Source organism: Microcoleus sp. AT8-B5 (genome assembly GCF_036705565.1).
Taxonomy (GTDB): domain Bacteria; phylum Cyanobacteriota; class Cyanobacteriia; order Cyanobacteriales; family Microcoleaceae; genus Microcoleus.
The window spans coordinates 131,501-146,770 of sequence record NZ_JAUBUY010000014.1; the positions used below are offsets into that span (position 1 = coordinate 131,501).

The following is a 15,270-nucleotide window of genomic DNA, read 5'->3' on the forward strand; positions in this document are numbered from 1 at the left end:
CCATCCCGCAAATATGCAACGCTCTTTTTGAAAAATGCTGAAAGATATGGAAGAAAGTGGGTGCACTTAGCTGTTTTCCAAGTCAAAGCGATCGCTCGGTTAACACAACAGCAATAGCATAATTCACCTATTGCTTAACAAAACCATCCAACAATAGCAACGTGCCGAAATAGGCTGCGGTTGGAGCAGAAATAAGAATTGATCGGAACCCCTGTTAATTGAACACACAAATTATCTAATTACCAGGATTATGACCATCCTTAACTACAACGAAACTACCTACCTGCAAGAAAATCCCGACGTGGCACAAGCCGTAGCTTCAGGCATTATTCCCAACGGCTTCGAGCATTGGGTAAAGTTTGGTTTTATTGAAAAAAGAAACCCACAAATTTCCTTCAACGAGCAATTTTATCTAGATGCTAACCCCCAGGTAGCAGCAGCAGTGGCCAACGGTAGTTTCTCAAGCGGATTTGAACATTATGCGCGGTTTGGAGCGGCTGAAGGTCGATCGCCCGTTGCCAGTACCACACCCACAGGATCTCAACTTCAAGAAATCTTAAAGCGCGGGTTTGTGCGGGTTGCAGTTAACGAGGATGCGATCGGATTTAGCAACCGGGAAGCCGACGGTTCTTTTAGTGGGATTGGCATTGATTTTAGTCGCGCCATTGCCACTGCTTTGTTTGGGAACCCGAATGCAGTAGAATTCGCAGTCGTCAAAGCCGGTGAAGACTTTAATAGTGTTGCCAGTGGCGCAGTGGATATCGCCGCCACTTTGCCCACTCAATCTGTGCTCCGCGATGCCAGTTTAGGAGTAGATTATTCGCCTACCGTTTTCTTCGACACTCAAGCGGTATTGGTGCGTGGTAATAGTGGAATTAGTTCTGTTAACCAGTTATCAGGAACAACCATCGGCGTATTAGCAGGAACGCGCTCTGGGCAAAATTTAATAGATGCCGCTCAACGTGCCGGAATCGCCCTCAACATCCAAACTTTCCCCTCACAAGATGCTCTGTTTGGCGCTTACGATGCGGGACAAATCGGTGCAGTTTCGATTAATCGCGGGGTGCTGAGCAATCGCATTCCCACCTTATCCAATCCGGGAAATCAAGTCATCCTGGATGAAGCCATTTCCAAAGAGCCTTTAGCACTCATCGTGCCGGAAAATCAGTCTGAATGGGCTGATGTGGTGCGGTGGGCGGTCAACGCTCCCATCCAAGCCGAATTCTTTGGCATTAACTCCCAGAATGTGAATGAATTTCTTGATGGAAATTCCGCCAGTAAGCGCTTTTTAGGCGTGGAAGGGAATTTAGGAGAATCTTTGGGACTCAAAAATGATTTTGCCTTGAAAGTTATCCAACAAATTGGTAATTACGAAGAGATTTACAATCGCAATTTCAATCCCGAAGTGCTGCCGCGCCAGCTCAATGAACTAATGTTTGTCGAGCCTGGGGGACTGCTCTATTATCCACCCTTTTCGGGGACTGACGAATTAAGTGTACCCTTAGTAAATAACGACAACCGCAACGTTTTAGAGGAAGTTTTAGACCGGGGTTTCGTGCGCGTTGGGGTGAGAAATGATGCACCTGGACTGGGTTTTGCTGACCCCAACGGCAATTTAACCGGATTTGATGTGGATTTGGGTCGGGGACTAGCAGCTTCCCTATTTGGCGACCCCAACGCAGTGGAATTCGTAATTCAGAAAACGGGGGCTCAGCGCTTCAGCGATGTCGCCAATGGCATCGTTGATGTAACTAGCCGCAATGCCACCCACAACCTCAAGCGGGATGCTTTGCTGGGGGTAGATTTTGCCCCCATTAATACTTACGATGCTCAATTTGTAGTAACACCAACCGCCAGCGGAATTACCTCTTTTGAACAGCTTGCAGGTCGCCGAATTGGCGTGAGTGCAAATACCACTTCTGAGGCAACTCTGCGAGAAAAACTGAGTGCTTCGGGTATTAATGCGGAAATCGTAGCCTTAGATAGCTTCCAGACCCTATTTGATAGTTATATCAAGGGCGAATTGGATGCGCTCACCGGCGATGGAGGTCTGATTATCTCTCGTCTTCTCACCTTACCCCCAGAGCAGCGAGACCAGCATCAGCCCTTTCCAGAAGTCTTGGGAGAGGAGCCTTTAGCAATGGTGGTGGACGAGAATCAATCCCAGTGGAAGGATGTGGTTTCTGGCGTTACTTATTCTCTTTATGAAGCGTTAGAACTGGGTTTAACTTCAGAAAATGTGCGCCAGGAAATCAATAGCTCAGATCCAGTTGTTCGCCGCTTTTTGGGAGTGGAAGGAAATGTGGGTGAAAGTCTGGGTTTGTCGAATAATTTTGCTTTGAATGCGATTTCCGCAGTGGGGAACTATAGCGAAATGACCGCTCGCAACTTCCCGGGTATTCCTGTTAGCCCTTTGCAAGCGCCTTATACCGAGGGCGGTGTCTTGTTCTCGGTTCCTTTTGCTTGATTGGCTTGAATCGGGGTGATTCATGAATCACCCTGACAACAATAAACCTTGAATATTGGCTAAGGACACTGAATCCAATCTTTAGCCGGATAAATACTCAGACTAGACTCAGCTAGATGTTTGCGGGATTGGGGTGCAACGAAAAAAGTAACAGAAAAATGTTCCTTCACATCTATCTTTCACCACCTTTAAAATCATGTCAAATTCTCAATCACTTATTGCAACAGACATTCGGTATTGTCCTGAAGATATAGAGAAAGCATTTTGGCAGCTATGGCAGCAGAATCGAGATTATCTTTACCGTTGCTGTGTCAAGTGGATGGGAGGGAATCCTACTGATGCCGAAGAGGTGCTCAGTCGCGCCATGCTCAAAGCTTGGGATAAGTTACCAGACTATGCCGAAAAAATCACCAACCTCCGAGCTTGGCTACTTTGCTTAACCCATAATCTCTGTATAGATATACACCGAGAACGTCGCCGGAAAGCAATGCAAATGGAGGATATTGAAGAAGTAGCTGCTACAGGAAGCTCAGCATTTATTTCTGGTTTGAACTCTCCTGAAGAAGCACTTCTACATCATGAGTTGGGACAGTACATTCGCCGCGCTATTGATACTCTTCCTTCTCGATTACGCAATCCGTTTATTCTGCGTTACTGCCACCAGATTGCCTATCAAGATATTGCCCAAAAACTTGCTCTCTCGCTCAATAACGTTTACAAGCGCATTCAACAGGCACGAGAAATTCTGCAAAAGCGTTTGAGCAGGTATTTGTCAGGGTTGGATGATGGTTTGTTAGATTCCTCCGAGTCGTCTCAAAAGGGGGACGTTGCCTCGATCGGGGATGATTTTGCTGTAGGGGTAGTGCCCCCGTGCCTACCGCGTCAAGATGGTGGGGCGATTCCCTACGGGATAGCTTCGCTTGACGCAGGGGAATTGCCCCTACAATCCGATGAAACGATCGCATCCGACTCGATCGCCCCCATCCCTCAGAACATTGGCGAGACAATTAATTATCAGGTAACAGCAATATGTCTAGAAACACTGCACTCCGGGTGGTATCCCTCACTCAGTCCTCTGGGGTGGAGTTGAATGCTTACCTAGTTTTAGACGAAAAGCCAGCCCGAATTGACCAGAAGCTGAAAACATTAAGTGAGTACGTGCAGCAGTATCCTTCGGGATGGAAGAAACGGTTGGAATTGGCGAATCTGCTGTATGCAATGGGTCGTATTGAGCAGGCGGTTGAGGAGTATCGCCAAGTAATCGATCGGCAGCAACCATTGATTGGCGTGCGGTTGCAATTGGGGAAACTCTTGCAGCTTATGGGACGAGAGGTTGAGGCAGTAGCGGTTTATGAAAGTGCCTCGGCCAATGCACGCAATGAGGCGACTCGGCAGCATATCAGCGGATCGATCGCACTCTGTAGAAATGACACTCAAGCCGCGATACTCGCTTTTGAGTCGGCGGCAACCCTTGAACCAGATAATGCGGCTCACTGGCTGGCCTTGGGGCAGGTGCAAAGGGGGAGAGGGGATGCGGTTGCAGCTTTGCGAGCCTTTGATACGGTTTTGTCCCTTCAGCCAGATGATGTTGTAGCGCTGATTGACAGCTATGACGCGAGTCATGCGGTGGGGAATGTGCGCCAAGCGCAGCGGCGGTTGAGCAAAGTGCTAGAGGTGGCTCCGGGTGATTTCCGAGCGCTCAAACGACTGGCGGATACTCGTTGCCGGATGAGATTGGTATCGGGTGAGGAAGGCAAACAGACTAAAAAAATAATTAGTTCTTTGCTGCAACAGGCTCCTGATGCGGCGGATGCCCGCGAGTTGGTGGCATATTATCACCTTTTCCGAGGGGAGTCGGCTAACGGGGTTGCGGTGTTGGAACGGTTTACTGAGGAACACCCGAATCATCCGAGGGGTTGGTATTCCTATGGGCGGTGCTTGTTCCATACCGGGGAATATCAGAGGGCGGCTGAGGCGATGCTGAAAGCTTATCGTCTGTATCCCCAGGATTGTGAAATTTATCGGGCGTTGTGCGAGATTTTGCCTTTAACCTCTCCCCCAGCTCCTCTCGATCCCCCTAAATCCCCCTTAAAAAGGGGGGAGCCAGAGGAGGCAAAGTCTTCTCCTTCACGGGGGGAGCTAGAGGAGGCAAAGCCTTCTAACTGCACGGGGGGAACTCCTCTGGAAGTCCCCCTTTTTAAGGGGGATTTAGGGGGATCGAACCCTGAAGTAACCCTTGCATCAATAGTAGAAGAGATGCTCGATCGTTTTCCCCAACGCTGGAGTGTTTGGACGACGGCGGGGCGGGTGTTGGTGGAAAGTTTTCAGGAGATTGAGCGAGGGTGTGGTGTCTCTGCGAAGGGGACGCAACTTGAGCCGCAGTTACCTGATGCTTGGTTTGGTCACGGGCGGGTGTTGGCACTGGCGGGGAAACACCGGGAAGCGGTGGATGCTTTGGCGCAAGGATGGCAGTTGCTACCAGAAGAGGGGGGTTATCTGCAATCTGTGTCTGCTGCGGTGTGGCTGGGGGAGAGTTATGGAGTGTTGGGGGATGAGGTGGCGAGTCGGAAATGGTTGGAAAAGGCTTGTCAGTTCCGGGAATTGATGGAGTTTGACCCGGCTATGGCTGGTTACTGGCAAGGAAGAGCGTTGTTGGGGTTGGGGGATGTGACGGAGGCTGTGGAGGCTTATCGAAGTGCGCTGAGTCGGCGGTTGCTCTACCCTTTTCGCGGGGAGGTTGAGGAGGCTGTGAAACGGCTGAAAGGTAAGAGGCGAAAGGGCGATCGGGCTAAAGCGTAGATCCTTGACTTCTTAGAGAAGTCGGGGAGCTGAACCTCTCAGAGTGCATTGAGTTAGGAAAAAACAGCCTCTAACTCGAAAAATTCAGAAATTGACCTCTGGATTCGTCTTATAGGTGTAGAGACAAAAATCAAATTTCGTCTCGACTAATCTCGAACAAAATTGAGGATAAAACCTCAATCAGAAACAACAACTAAAACTAGCAAAAAGGAGAAAAATAATGCGACGCTGGAGATTCTAACATCAAAAATCAATTCTGATAGTGGAATATTTATCAGTAATTGAACATCTGTGATTAAAAATTGATGTAGTAGGGTAGGCACTGCCGTCAGCGCCTACCCTAGATATTTTGTTGCTGACCTTAAGTTAAGGACAAAACCTGGTGCAATGGGTGGAAATTAAAATTCTTGTGCTGAGGGTACGTTGATCTAGGAAAAAACAGCCCCTAACTCGAAAAATTCAGAAAGTGACCTCTGGATTCGTCTTATAGATGTAGAGACAAAAATACAACTTCGTCTCGCCTCAAATCAGAAAATCGACAAGTAACACCATCATGAATTCAATGAAAAAAACTATGCGATTGGCCAAGATTTTGGCATTTGCTCTGTCAGTTTTGATCTTCTGTTTTCCTACAGCAGCAATGGCAGATACTTGCTCTTCTCCTGAAAATCCTGTAATTCCGCAGCCATTGAGACAGATTAAAATTGATAACGGAAGTTTCAATGTTGATACAAATATAAGATGCCTGAAAGAATCAAAAAGAATTGACACTGCTGTAGTTTCCTTAGAGCCTTCTACTGCAACTGGAATAATTGACAAGATTGAAATTACTGGTCCTGGGGGAAAACGTGAGTTTGGTTGTATGCCTAGCAAAGTGCAGCAAGGTACTAACCTAATTGAATTATGCGGTGGACCAGCGATTTTAGAAGCTGGAGATGTCAGATATCAGGCACAAGGAAGTGGTTTTGGAACAGAACCCGCGATCTTAAGCATTAACTTCAAATCTAACTAAGGGTAATCAAAAAGATAACACTCATTAGTTGGGATAAAAGAGTTTATCTAGCTGTCCTTTCAAACACACATAGCTAAATATTATTCAATATATAACTATTTGTGTTTAAATTTTATGCGATTTTTGCTCATACCAATTTTTTATGAGGCTGCATAGAATCCGATCCCCCCTAACCCCCCTTAATAAGGGGGGGACAAGAGGGTGCTCAAAGTCCCCCTCCCGCGGGGGATGCGAGGGGGATCGAAATATATGCAACGACCTATTAAATTGGTATCAGCTAATAAAGTTAACCATAAAAGCCGCAATATAACTACTGAAAATAACTCATTTAATCCATGATAAACATTCAAAAAAGCCCTAGGGGCAAAATATTCAATTCTGACTTAGCTTTTATCGCATTCTGTTTCTTCATAGCTTTATTTGGATTGGGTTATACTCTGACAATATTGCCAGAAATCGCACAATCTCAGTTAGTCAATCCAAATAGAATCTGTATTACTGGCGGTTGGAAATTTGGCTTAATTGTCACGCACATTCTCACTTTTGCGCTGATTCCGCTAGCAATGAGAATTTTTTACGACGGTTTAAAAAATTTGGGATTGGGGTTCAAAGTGATTTTTGCTTCCCAACTAGGTCTAGCTTTTATTATGGTAGCGATCGCCGCTGAAATTGGCTGGCACGTTACCCAATGCTGGTATTATCAAAACGATTTCACCATGCTGAATTTTATGTTCTACTTTTTCTTGATTTCAGCATTTGTATTGTGGTCAGATGGCCTGGTTATCAAGACAACTGCCCTCACGAGATTAGTTAACATTTTGTTCGCCATCAGTTTGTTGGTTATATCAATTTTATACCCTTTAGGTTATAAAGCTGACAACCCTACCTTTAAAGTGCCAATTTATATTGCACTTACTATAGTTTTTGGAGTCTTGACCTACCGAGGTTATCAGCTTCTCAAAGATTGGAAGATTATTCTAGTCCCAATTTTTTCAGTAGGAGTCAACTTAACTTTTGTATTTCTTCTAGACAAATATGGAGGCGATCCCTATACCAACCCCCAAGTCGCTTTAAATGCTTTATTTCATATTCTTCATGACTTAGGTGGAACAGAAGCAGGAGTTGCTATCTTCACTTGGTTAGTTTACAGCAAAGGCATTGCTGAATTCAGTCACGCAAATCAAGAAAAATTAGCAATAGAAAATTAGCAAATATGGTTATATCAATAGCTGATTCCTTGCCGATTAACAACATTTTGTTCATGATTTATCCCCTTGGACATCTCGGTATAGCTCTGATTGAATGGGTATTACTAGGTTGGGGGATTCTGCTGTGGCGGCTATCACCCAGCTTAGCGATGATTGTTTTACCTTTATTGCTAGCCAGCCTTAGCTATGACAATTTCATTCTGTCCGTAGGAAATTTAATTGGTGAAGGAGAGCTTTTAGAAATTCTCAGTAGGGTTCGCTTTCTCTTGCACGACTTAATTGTGCCGCTGTTCATTGTAATTGGTGTTGAACTTGCTCACCGTGCTGGAGCAGCTTGGGCGACTACAATAGTGCGAGTTTTATCTTGGGTAGTTGCATTCGGACTCGCGGGGATAGATATTACCACCAACTACATAGGATTGGAGTTGGAGCCAAGGTTTTTTGCGGAAATTTTGCGTTATAGCCCTGCTAACTTAACTGGCCCACCAATTATTACCATTGTAGTTAATTTGTTCATGCTACTGATTGGTATCGGTATCTGGGTCAGGCTGAAATGGTCGTGGTTATTTGTAGGAACATTTATTGCCCTACTTGGTAATGCTATGCCTTCATCTACAGTAGGTACACTCCCTGGTAGCGCATCTGAATTAGTAATGGCTCTAAGTTTGCTGTTAACAGAGGATAAAGTACAGATAATCGGCAAAAAACTAGCTAGAAACCAACAACAACAAGAGAATATATTTATGGTCAATAAAAATCCAGAAGCCGCGTTTGACTGGGAGCATATTATCCCCAAAGATGGCTACAAAATATATCAGTCAGGGAGTCACATTAAAGGAAATTTTATCCAAGTTTTCGCTCCTGATGCTCCTTACCGGGATGGGGAAGGAAAACTGAGGTTAATTACTTACTTGCACGGCTTTGCTTTGTGTCTGCCAAAATTCTATGAATCTCATTTAGAAGAATTGGCTAAGCAAGGCTATTATGTAGTTTTTCCTGATTTTCAAAACAGCCGCTATCCCGACGATATAACAACAAACAAAGCCAGTGAAGAAAAAGAACCCTTATCTTTTTGGTTGAACATTTTGAGTAAAGTAGTTTCAAAATGGGATAAATTCAAGATAGAGGATACTTTACTGCAATATCGGCGAAAGAAGATTGGCCCGGTTGTCCGCAAGCTCCTCAAACCTACCCTGTTCAAGTACCTTCGCCTTTCCTTAGCCTTGGTCGTACTATTTTTAGTAATCAAATTGTTCAAAAACCGCTATGGAAAGAATCTGAAGCAGCTTATTTACACTGTTGACCTCAGTCTTTTGCACAGCCCAGTGGAATGGATTCAACAAGCTATCGGTCTAACTGATGCAGCTTGGAAAAAATTAGGTCAAGATAATCCCAGTCTTGCTCAATCGGAGTTTGATTTTTATGTGTTCGGTCATTCTTTGGGAGGATTATTAGCCATGAGTTGGCCTCTCTATATCGAGGAAAATCAACAAAAGTTTTTACCCAAACAGATTCTTACTGCCGCTCCAGCCCCAAGTACGGACATGGGCATTCCTCAGATAGCCATCTGGATTTTAAAAATCTTCAATTCTCCGTTTACTGCCAAACCAATAAACATCCGTCAAATCGGCAGTAGGTTAATTCTACCCATTGGAATTTTGCATGGAGCAGATGACAAAATTGTGAAGCCTGGTTTTTGGATTGACCGCGCATTTGGGCAAAAAACATCTAATTTTGATTGCATCGCTAGTCACACGAAGAAAATTTACTTTTCGCTGTCTAATAAGGAGTCGAATCCTCCCTTAATTGCCTTTCACAACCAGGCCGTAACCGACACCACGTATTTTGATGATGCGTTATTTGCCAAGTTAGGTGGAGTCAAGAAACAGCCAAATATTTATAATAGCCAATATATTTGGCGAGGGTTCGATCTGGTCATGACAAACCAAGCCGATGTTAACGAGTTACTCGATAAATTCAACCAGCCAGGAAGTTTGATCGAAGTAACAGATACTTTGCCCGAAAAATCTATTGATTTTACCAAGATAGCGATCGCTCTGTTAGTTGGGCTGACTTTTTTGGGGTTAGGATATTGGTTCTGGCAATATTACACACCTGTGTAATCTCAACCCATTCTCGGAGCTCTAAAAATTCAGATATTCACCAGGGCGATCGTCTAAAAATGTAACAATGAAAAATGACAGCTAAGATTTCGTTCTCAATTCCAATCCTAACTAAAGGTTAGGCACTGTTCACTTAAAAATTAACCGATCGGGGAGGATACCATGACATTCAAAATTCTCAGCTTAGATGGCGGCGGCATCCGGGGAGTATTATCTGCTACAATTCTCAAGCAGGTAGAGACAACCATACAAGAAAAGACTGGTCAGAAATTGCATGAATATTTTGACTTGATTTCTGGCACATCCACTGGCTCAATTCTGGCGGCGGCGATTACCTGTCAGATGAATGTTCAGCAAATGATTGATTTCTACTTAGAAGAGGGAAAAAATATATTCCTACCGTCGGTTCGTGAGGCTCGAAAATGGAGAAAAGTAAGTCAAGCTCTCGGCAGTAATTTGTTATACCCCCACGAACAGGGAGAGCAGGGTTTAGCTAAAATATTGCAGAAAAAATTGATTCACCCGGAGTTGGGCTCTCCGAAAATGAGCGAGATCGATCGACCCTATATTCTGATACCTGCTTATGACGTTTATTCCCGAAACACAACGTGGTTTACGAATAACCCGGCCGATGCAAAAACGTGGTACGACAACATTGAACTCTGGAAAATCTGCACTGCCTCAGCATCAGCACCCACGTTTTTCCCCCCTTACAACCTCCCCTATAACGAGGAGCAAAGTCTTCCCCATATCGATGGCGGTGTCTCAGCCAATAACCCGGCGTTAGTGGCGATCGCCCACGCTTTGTTGATTGAAAAACAAAACAAATTACAATTGAGCGATATTGCTGTCCTCTCCATTGGCACTGGCAATACAACTTGTCCCTACAGCTATGAAGAGATCAATGAGTGGGGACAGTTGGGCTGGGCTCGGCGCCTACCGGATATGTTCATGAATCCTGCTGCTCAAAATTCTGAAGCTATCTGTTACCAAATCATGGAAAGTACAGGGGGGGATTATCTGCGTTTGGATTTCGATCTAAACCAGCGCTTCCAAGGAGAACAACAGCCCGGTCGTCTGCGACGCACGCTGACCAAGCGAGAAAAGCCCTACAACGAATACATTAAAACACAGAAGAATCAGTCTAAAGAAATCAGCGAAGAGATCGACAATCCTGACAATTGTGAAGAACTGAAAGATGCCGCTGAATGCTATCTCGATTGTGGAGAAGTTTACTATAAGAACCAAAAGGTTCCAGTTGTAGAGGCAATTCAACAGTTTATCAAGTTGGATTAGCATTGCTGCTTTAACCACCGGCAGCATCTCACTTTGGCAGCCCAGCTAGAAATCTAAGTTGTGAGGCAGGAGGCAGGAGGCAAGAGGCAGAAGGAAGGAGCCAGAAGAAGTGTTTTTACAAATATGAGATGCTCCCTTAACCACCTTCCCCTACTTGCCGAACCTCTGCTCTTTAAAACAGCCCCTGCTTAATAAGAATGCTATCCAAATTAAAACTGCCAAAGTAAAAGTATAAATCGTGCCTGTAGACAAACTCCCCTAACTCATGGAACTTATTTGGTTCTTTAAAACCCTCAACAAATACATTGCCTCCTACAAATGGCAATTCATTTTACTCTTTATCTGCCTGATATTCGACGCAGCATTCGATTCAGTCTTCCGAGCCAGCTTAAAATTTATCATCGATGCCGCCATCGTTCCCCAAAACTATAGTCTTCTGGTTCTAATCCTGTCATTGCTAGTCGTCGGAGCAATTCTATATGCCTGCATCGGTTTGCTAGGAATTTTCCTCGGAGCGCGTTTGGGCATTTTAATCACCAACAATATCCGACACTCTCTATTCGAGCATCTCCAAAGCCTTTCAATGGAGTTTTTTGGGCGACGTTCAGCCGGGGATATTGTCAATTGTCTGATTGCCGATGTCCAAAAGGTGGAAAACGGTGTAATTACAATGGGGCTGACAGTTGTTGTGTTAGAACTGTCTAACTTCCTATTTTCTCTGGTTTTCCTCTTCTTCCTCAACTGGCAATTAGCCCTGCTCAGTTTAATCGGTTTAACCCTCTGCACCATTGCCCCAGCAAAAATAGCCAGCCTTGCCACCGAAGTCGGCTATAAGTTGCTGCAAAAAGAAGGACAGATTGCCAGCGTCGTCGAAGAGAATATCCTCTCGCAAACCGTTGTCAAGATATTCGGGCTGGAGAACCAAATGACTGAGGATTTTTCCAGGGATTTGAATGACTTAAAACAGGTTTATGTCCGCGCAACCTTTCTCTCCTACTTAGTGCAGAAAGCTCCCATGATTGGTTTTGTCATGACGCAGCTTATCGTTTTAAGTATTGGTGCAGTGATGACCTACAGGAACACAATTTCTGTAGGAACTCTTACCTCCTTTCAAGTTTTAATGCTAGGATTGAATCTCAATATTCTCGGTTTAACTTCGTCACTGCCTGCATTTATCGATGGAGTAGCAGGGCTGCAACGCATCAGCGATATTTTATCAGAAACTCCGGCGATTCAGGATGCACCGGGTGCGATTGATTTACCTCACTTTTTCAGTGATATTAACTTTGACAATGTTACCTTTAGCTACTCCCAAGATAGAGGAGGAGTTAAAAATCTATCCCTGAAAATTCGCCAAGGAGACTTCGCGGTATTTGTCGGTGAAAGTGGAGCCGGCAAAAGTACAATTGTCAACTTGCTGACGCGATTTTATGACCCTGATAAAGGACGCATTCTGTTTGATGGAATTGATTTGCGTCATGCAACAATACGCTCCCTTCGTTCTCAAATTGGACTGGTTTCTCAGGATGTAATTCTCTTTAATTGCTCGGTGCGGGAAAACATCCGCATGGGCTATCTACAAGCCTCTGACGAACAAGTCGAAGCCGCAGCCAAAGCCGCCGAGATTCACCAATTTATTTTGTCCTTACCCCAAGGCTACGACACACCAGTTGGTGACAGGGGCGGACAGTTATCAGGGGGACAACGGCAAAGAATTGCCTTAGCTAGAGCCTTGGTAAGAAATCCAGCAATTCTGATTCTGGATGAAGCCACATCCGCCCTTGACCCCGCCACAGAAGCCGAAATCCTCGCCACTATCGAGCGCATCACCAAAGAACGCACAGTGATTTTCATCACCCACCGCATGGCCCATGCCTTGCGTGCGGATGTCATGTACGTGCTGGAAAACGGCAGCTTGGTTGTTAGCGGTTGACACCAATTTTTTATGAGGCTGCATAGAATCCGATCCCCCCTAGCCCCCCTTAATAAGGGGGGGACAAGATTCCGCTCACTCAAAGTCAACCCCTACTCCCCTTCTTAAGGGGGATTTAGGGGGATCGAGATATATGCAACTTCACATTAAATTGGTATGACACACAGATTTGACCTGTACTGAACATTTTGGAGTTAAAAATTATGACCGGCACAAATGATTACAAATGGCTAATTCCCTCTTCTGCTAACCTAGGCTCGAAATCTCTTGAAGAAGAGAAAGCTTTATGGGATAAAAGTCACGAAGATTATACCAACACCTCTTTCAGCATCACCCAAGACCCCAAAATCTGCAAAAACTTAATCCGTCCAGAGCGTTCTCCCGGCTATGATATTTCCAACTCGCCTGACATCAAAGTCCTAATTCCCGGTTGCGGCTCGGAAATTTATCTTCAGAAAACTTTACTAGAATTTTGCCCCCAAATTGGACAAATCTACTGTACCGATTTTTCCAAAACAGCGATTGAAAAAGCACAAGGAAACTGGAAAACAGCAGATGGAGATTCCCGACTCAACGATCGGCAAATCGTGTTTGAGGAAGTTGACTCCACGCGAATCACCGAACAAAAACCGGAGTGGAACGAGAAATTTGATTACGTCCTACTCGCAAATTCCGTGGTTTCCAGTGAGGATAAAACCAACCGCGAGATGATTCGGGAATTTGGGAAAGTTCTCAAGCCCGGTGGCAAGATATACGGATATTTTCCAACCACCTTATGCTTCTTAGAAATTGCCTATTTTAGTCGCAAACACGCTCACTGTGTTACAGAGGGATTTATCGATGTCTACGGCAATAAAGTTTGGGATGCTGAGTGGCAAGAGGCTCAGATTTATTACACTCCCTTGCGGTTAAATCGCATCTTTAAAGAAGCGGGATTAAAACAACTCAGTTTGGAGATGCAGTTTTTGGACTATGAGCCTTTTGTTTCCATGTTTAAAGAGATGATAGCTCATGACGACCCGGATATCTTTCTCTGGCATCTTCTAGTTCGTTATGAAAAATAGGACTTAGGCATTTGGGCGAAGCATCTGGCTTGATGCTTCGTTTCACTCAGCATGACACATAGGCTTTGCGTAATTAGGGACACCGCCCCGTGCCCTTCTTGGTGTCAACTTAACGTCAAACGTAGTACGGGTAAACTGTCTGACGATTAGGGCTCGATCCCCCCTAGCCCCCCTTCTTAAGGGGGGGACAAGAATCTTCTCAAAGTCAACCCCTACTCCCCAACAATCAGGGGGATTTAGCAGGGTGGATTAATTGTCAAAAGAGTAAACCAGTGGGGTTAGGCTATTTGCTGACGAGCACGCGCCAGATTTAATTGGTTTGTCTTGATGAGATAAACCGAAAAGTAATTCGCTAACATATTCAAGTTGATTGGCCATAAATCTTAAAGCTTCAGGAAGTGTATTTGTACCGAGCATCCAAGCTAGAGATAGTAAAAATTGTCTGACCATTGCCCAGTTCGCAGGTGCATTGTCACCTCGATGGATGCAGTTATCCTCATTTAACGTCACATCTTTAACCCAATGCAGCCGATTCTCTATTAACCAATGTCCTCGAATTGCCGACGCAAATTGGCTTGCCGACCAATCCTTACTACTTAAATAATAATGCGTTTCATGGAAATCAACTAACCGACGACGACTTTTTTTGCCTGACCACCTACTGCCAGTTCTTTTGATAGCAATTATATGTTTGACACCCGCCCACGCTGGTAATAACTGAGTAGATACGGGATAAATTGTCGTAGAGCGAGTTGTGGTGCGGCCATGCAAGCGTTCTGAGGTTTGAGCTGAATCGATCGCGCCCACAGATGCGACTAATTTTTGAGCCACTTTAAACAAACTAGATTGATTTTTTTTGATGGTAATTATGTAGTCATTACCTCCATCAATAATTAACTGAATAGTTTTTTTTTGAGTGTGCAGTGCATCGGCAGTAATTACTACTTGAGAACCCGCAAGTTCTTGCACGAGTTCTTCGACAACTTCGATTTCACTTTGCTGCTGATTTTCCATGACTTTATGTCGGACTACCCAGCCGCGATTGTGACTGTACACAGAAACCAGGCTCACAAAATTTTGGTAAGAACTATTACCCCCAAAACTTGTACTTTTGATACTTTTACCATCAATTACCATCAATTCTCCTGGCGTGCTCGGTAATGTCTGCCCTGCCCATATATTAAAAAGGACGGCAATTACCTCAAAATCTAATGAGATAATGATGTTTCTAAAAGTTGAGTCGCATGGAAAACGAATATCTGGTGGGAGGTTAAAGAGTTTTATCAGAGTTGAGCGATGATTTTTCGTAAATTCAGCTAAGGGCTTATATCCCCAATATCCCGTACAACTGCCCAATAAAATTATCAT

General features: G+C 44.6%; 10 protein-coding genes. 9 read left to right on the forward strand and 1 reads right to left on the reverse strand.

What is annotated here, in order from left to right; genetic code table 11:
* The first annotated feature begins 250 nt into the window (after positions 1-250).
* The 9 genes from QUB39_RS12360 to QUB39_RS12400 all read left to right on the forward strand — a co-directional run bounded on the left by QUB39_RS12360 (position 251) and on the right by QUB39_RS12400 (position 13,902).
* Entirely contained in the window at positions 251-2,467 is a 2,217-nt protein-coding gene (locus QUB39_RS12360; RefSeq protein WP_333207842.1) for a transporter substrate-binding domain-containing protein, read from the forward strand.
* 196 nt (positions 2,468-2,663) lie between these two features.
* Positions 2,664-3,557 (forward strand): RNA polymerase sigma factor, encoded by an 894-nt coding sequence (locus tag QUB39_RS12365; protein WP_333207843.1) that lies wholly within the window; start codon positions 2,664-2,666, stop codon positions 3,555-3,557.
* On the forward strand, positions 3,497-5,266 hold the full coding sequence (locus QUB39_RS12370; RefSeq protein ID WP_333207844.1) for a tetratricopeptide repeat protein: 1,770 nt from the start codon (positions 3,497-3,499) through the stop codon (positions 5,264-5,266). The genes QUB39_RS12365 and QUB39_RS12370 overlap by 61 nt, the downstream gene beginning before the upstream one ends.
* A 562-nt stretch (positions 5,267-5,828) precedes the next feature.
* A complete protein-coding gene (locus QUB39_RS12375) occupies positions 5,829-6,278 on the forward strand; it encodes a hypothetical protein (protein ID WP_333207846.1) in 450 nt (149 codons plus the stop codon).
* 335 nt (positions 6,279-6,613) lie between these two features.
* On the forward strand, positions 6,614-7,486 hold the full coding sequence (locus tag QUB39_RS12380) for a hypothetical protein (protein WP_333207848.1): 873 nt from the start codon (positions 6,614-6,616) through the stop codon (positions 7,484-7,486).
* Between the two features lie 53 nt (positions 7,487-7,539).
* The gene (locus QUB39_RS12385) at positions 7,540-9,609 is read left to right on the forward strand and encodes a hypothetical protein (protein WP_333271863.1); all 2,070 of its coding nucleotides are present in this window, start codon (positions 7,540-7,542) and stop codon (positions 9,607-9,609) included.
* Positions 9,610-9,771: 162 nt separating this feature from the next.
* A complete protein-coding gene (locus tag QUB39_RS12390) occupies positions 9,772-10,905 on the forward strand; it encodes a patatin-like phospholipase family protein (protein WP_333057349.1) in 1,134 nt (377 codons plus the stop codon).
* Between the two features lie 265 nt (positions 10,906-11,170).
* Entirely contained in the window at positions 11,171-12,838 is a 1,668-nt protein-coding gene (locus QUB39_RS12395) for an ABC transporter ATP-binding protein (protein WP_333057350.1), read from the forward strand.
* A gap of 203 nt (positions 12,839-13,041) precedes the next feature.
* Positions 13,042-13,902 (forward strand): class I SAM-dependent methyltransferase, encoded by an 861-nt coding sequence (locus QUB39_RS12400; RefSeq protein ID WP_333207852.1) that lies wholly within the window; start codon positions 13,042-13,044, stop codon positions 13,900-13,902.
* 249 nt (positions 13,903-14,151) lie between these two features.
* Here the strand turns inward: QUB39_RS12400 and QUB39_RS12405 are convergent.
* A partial coding sequence (locus QUB39_RS12405; protein ID WP_333485069.1) for an ISAs1 family transposase occupies positions 14,152-15,270 on the reverse strand: 1,119 nt, incomplete at its 5' end.

Coding starts and splice junctions, on each gene's coding strand:
- QUB39_RS12380 (WP_333207848.1), top strand. CDS start 6,614: ATGATAAACATTCAAAAAAGCCCTAGGGGCAAAATATTCAATTCTGAC.
- QUB39_RS12395 (WP_333057350.1), top strand. CDS start 11,171: ATGGAACTTATTTGGTTCTTTAAAACCCTCAACAAATACATTGCCTCC.
- QUB39_RS12365 (WP_333207843.1), top strand. CDS start 2,664: ATGTCAAATTCTCAATCACTTATTGCAACAGACATTCGGTATTGTCCT.
- QUB39_RS12370 (WP_333207844.1), top strand. CDS start 3,497: ATGTCTAGAAACACTGCACTCCGGGTGGTATCCCTCACTCAGTCCTCT.
- QUB39_RS12385 (WP_333271863.1), top strand. CDS start 7,540: ATGATTTATCCCCTTGGACATCTCGGTATAGCTCTGATTGAATGGGTA.
- QUB39_RS12400 (WP_333207852.1), top strand. CDS start 13,042: ATGACCGGCACAAATGATTACAAATGGCTAATTCCCTCTTCTGCTAAC.
- QUB39_RS12360 (WP_333207842.1), top strand. CDS start 251: ATGACCATCCTTAACTACAACGAAACTACCTACCTGCAAGAAAATCCC.
- QUB39_RS12375 (WP_333207846.1), top strand. CDS start 5,829: ATGAAAAAAACTATGCGATTGGCCAAGATTTTGGCATTTGCTCTGTCA.
- QUB39_RS12390 (WP_333057349.1), top strand. CDS start 9,772: ATGACATTCAAAATTCTCAGCTTAGATGGCGGCGGCATCCGGGGAGTA.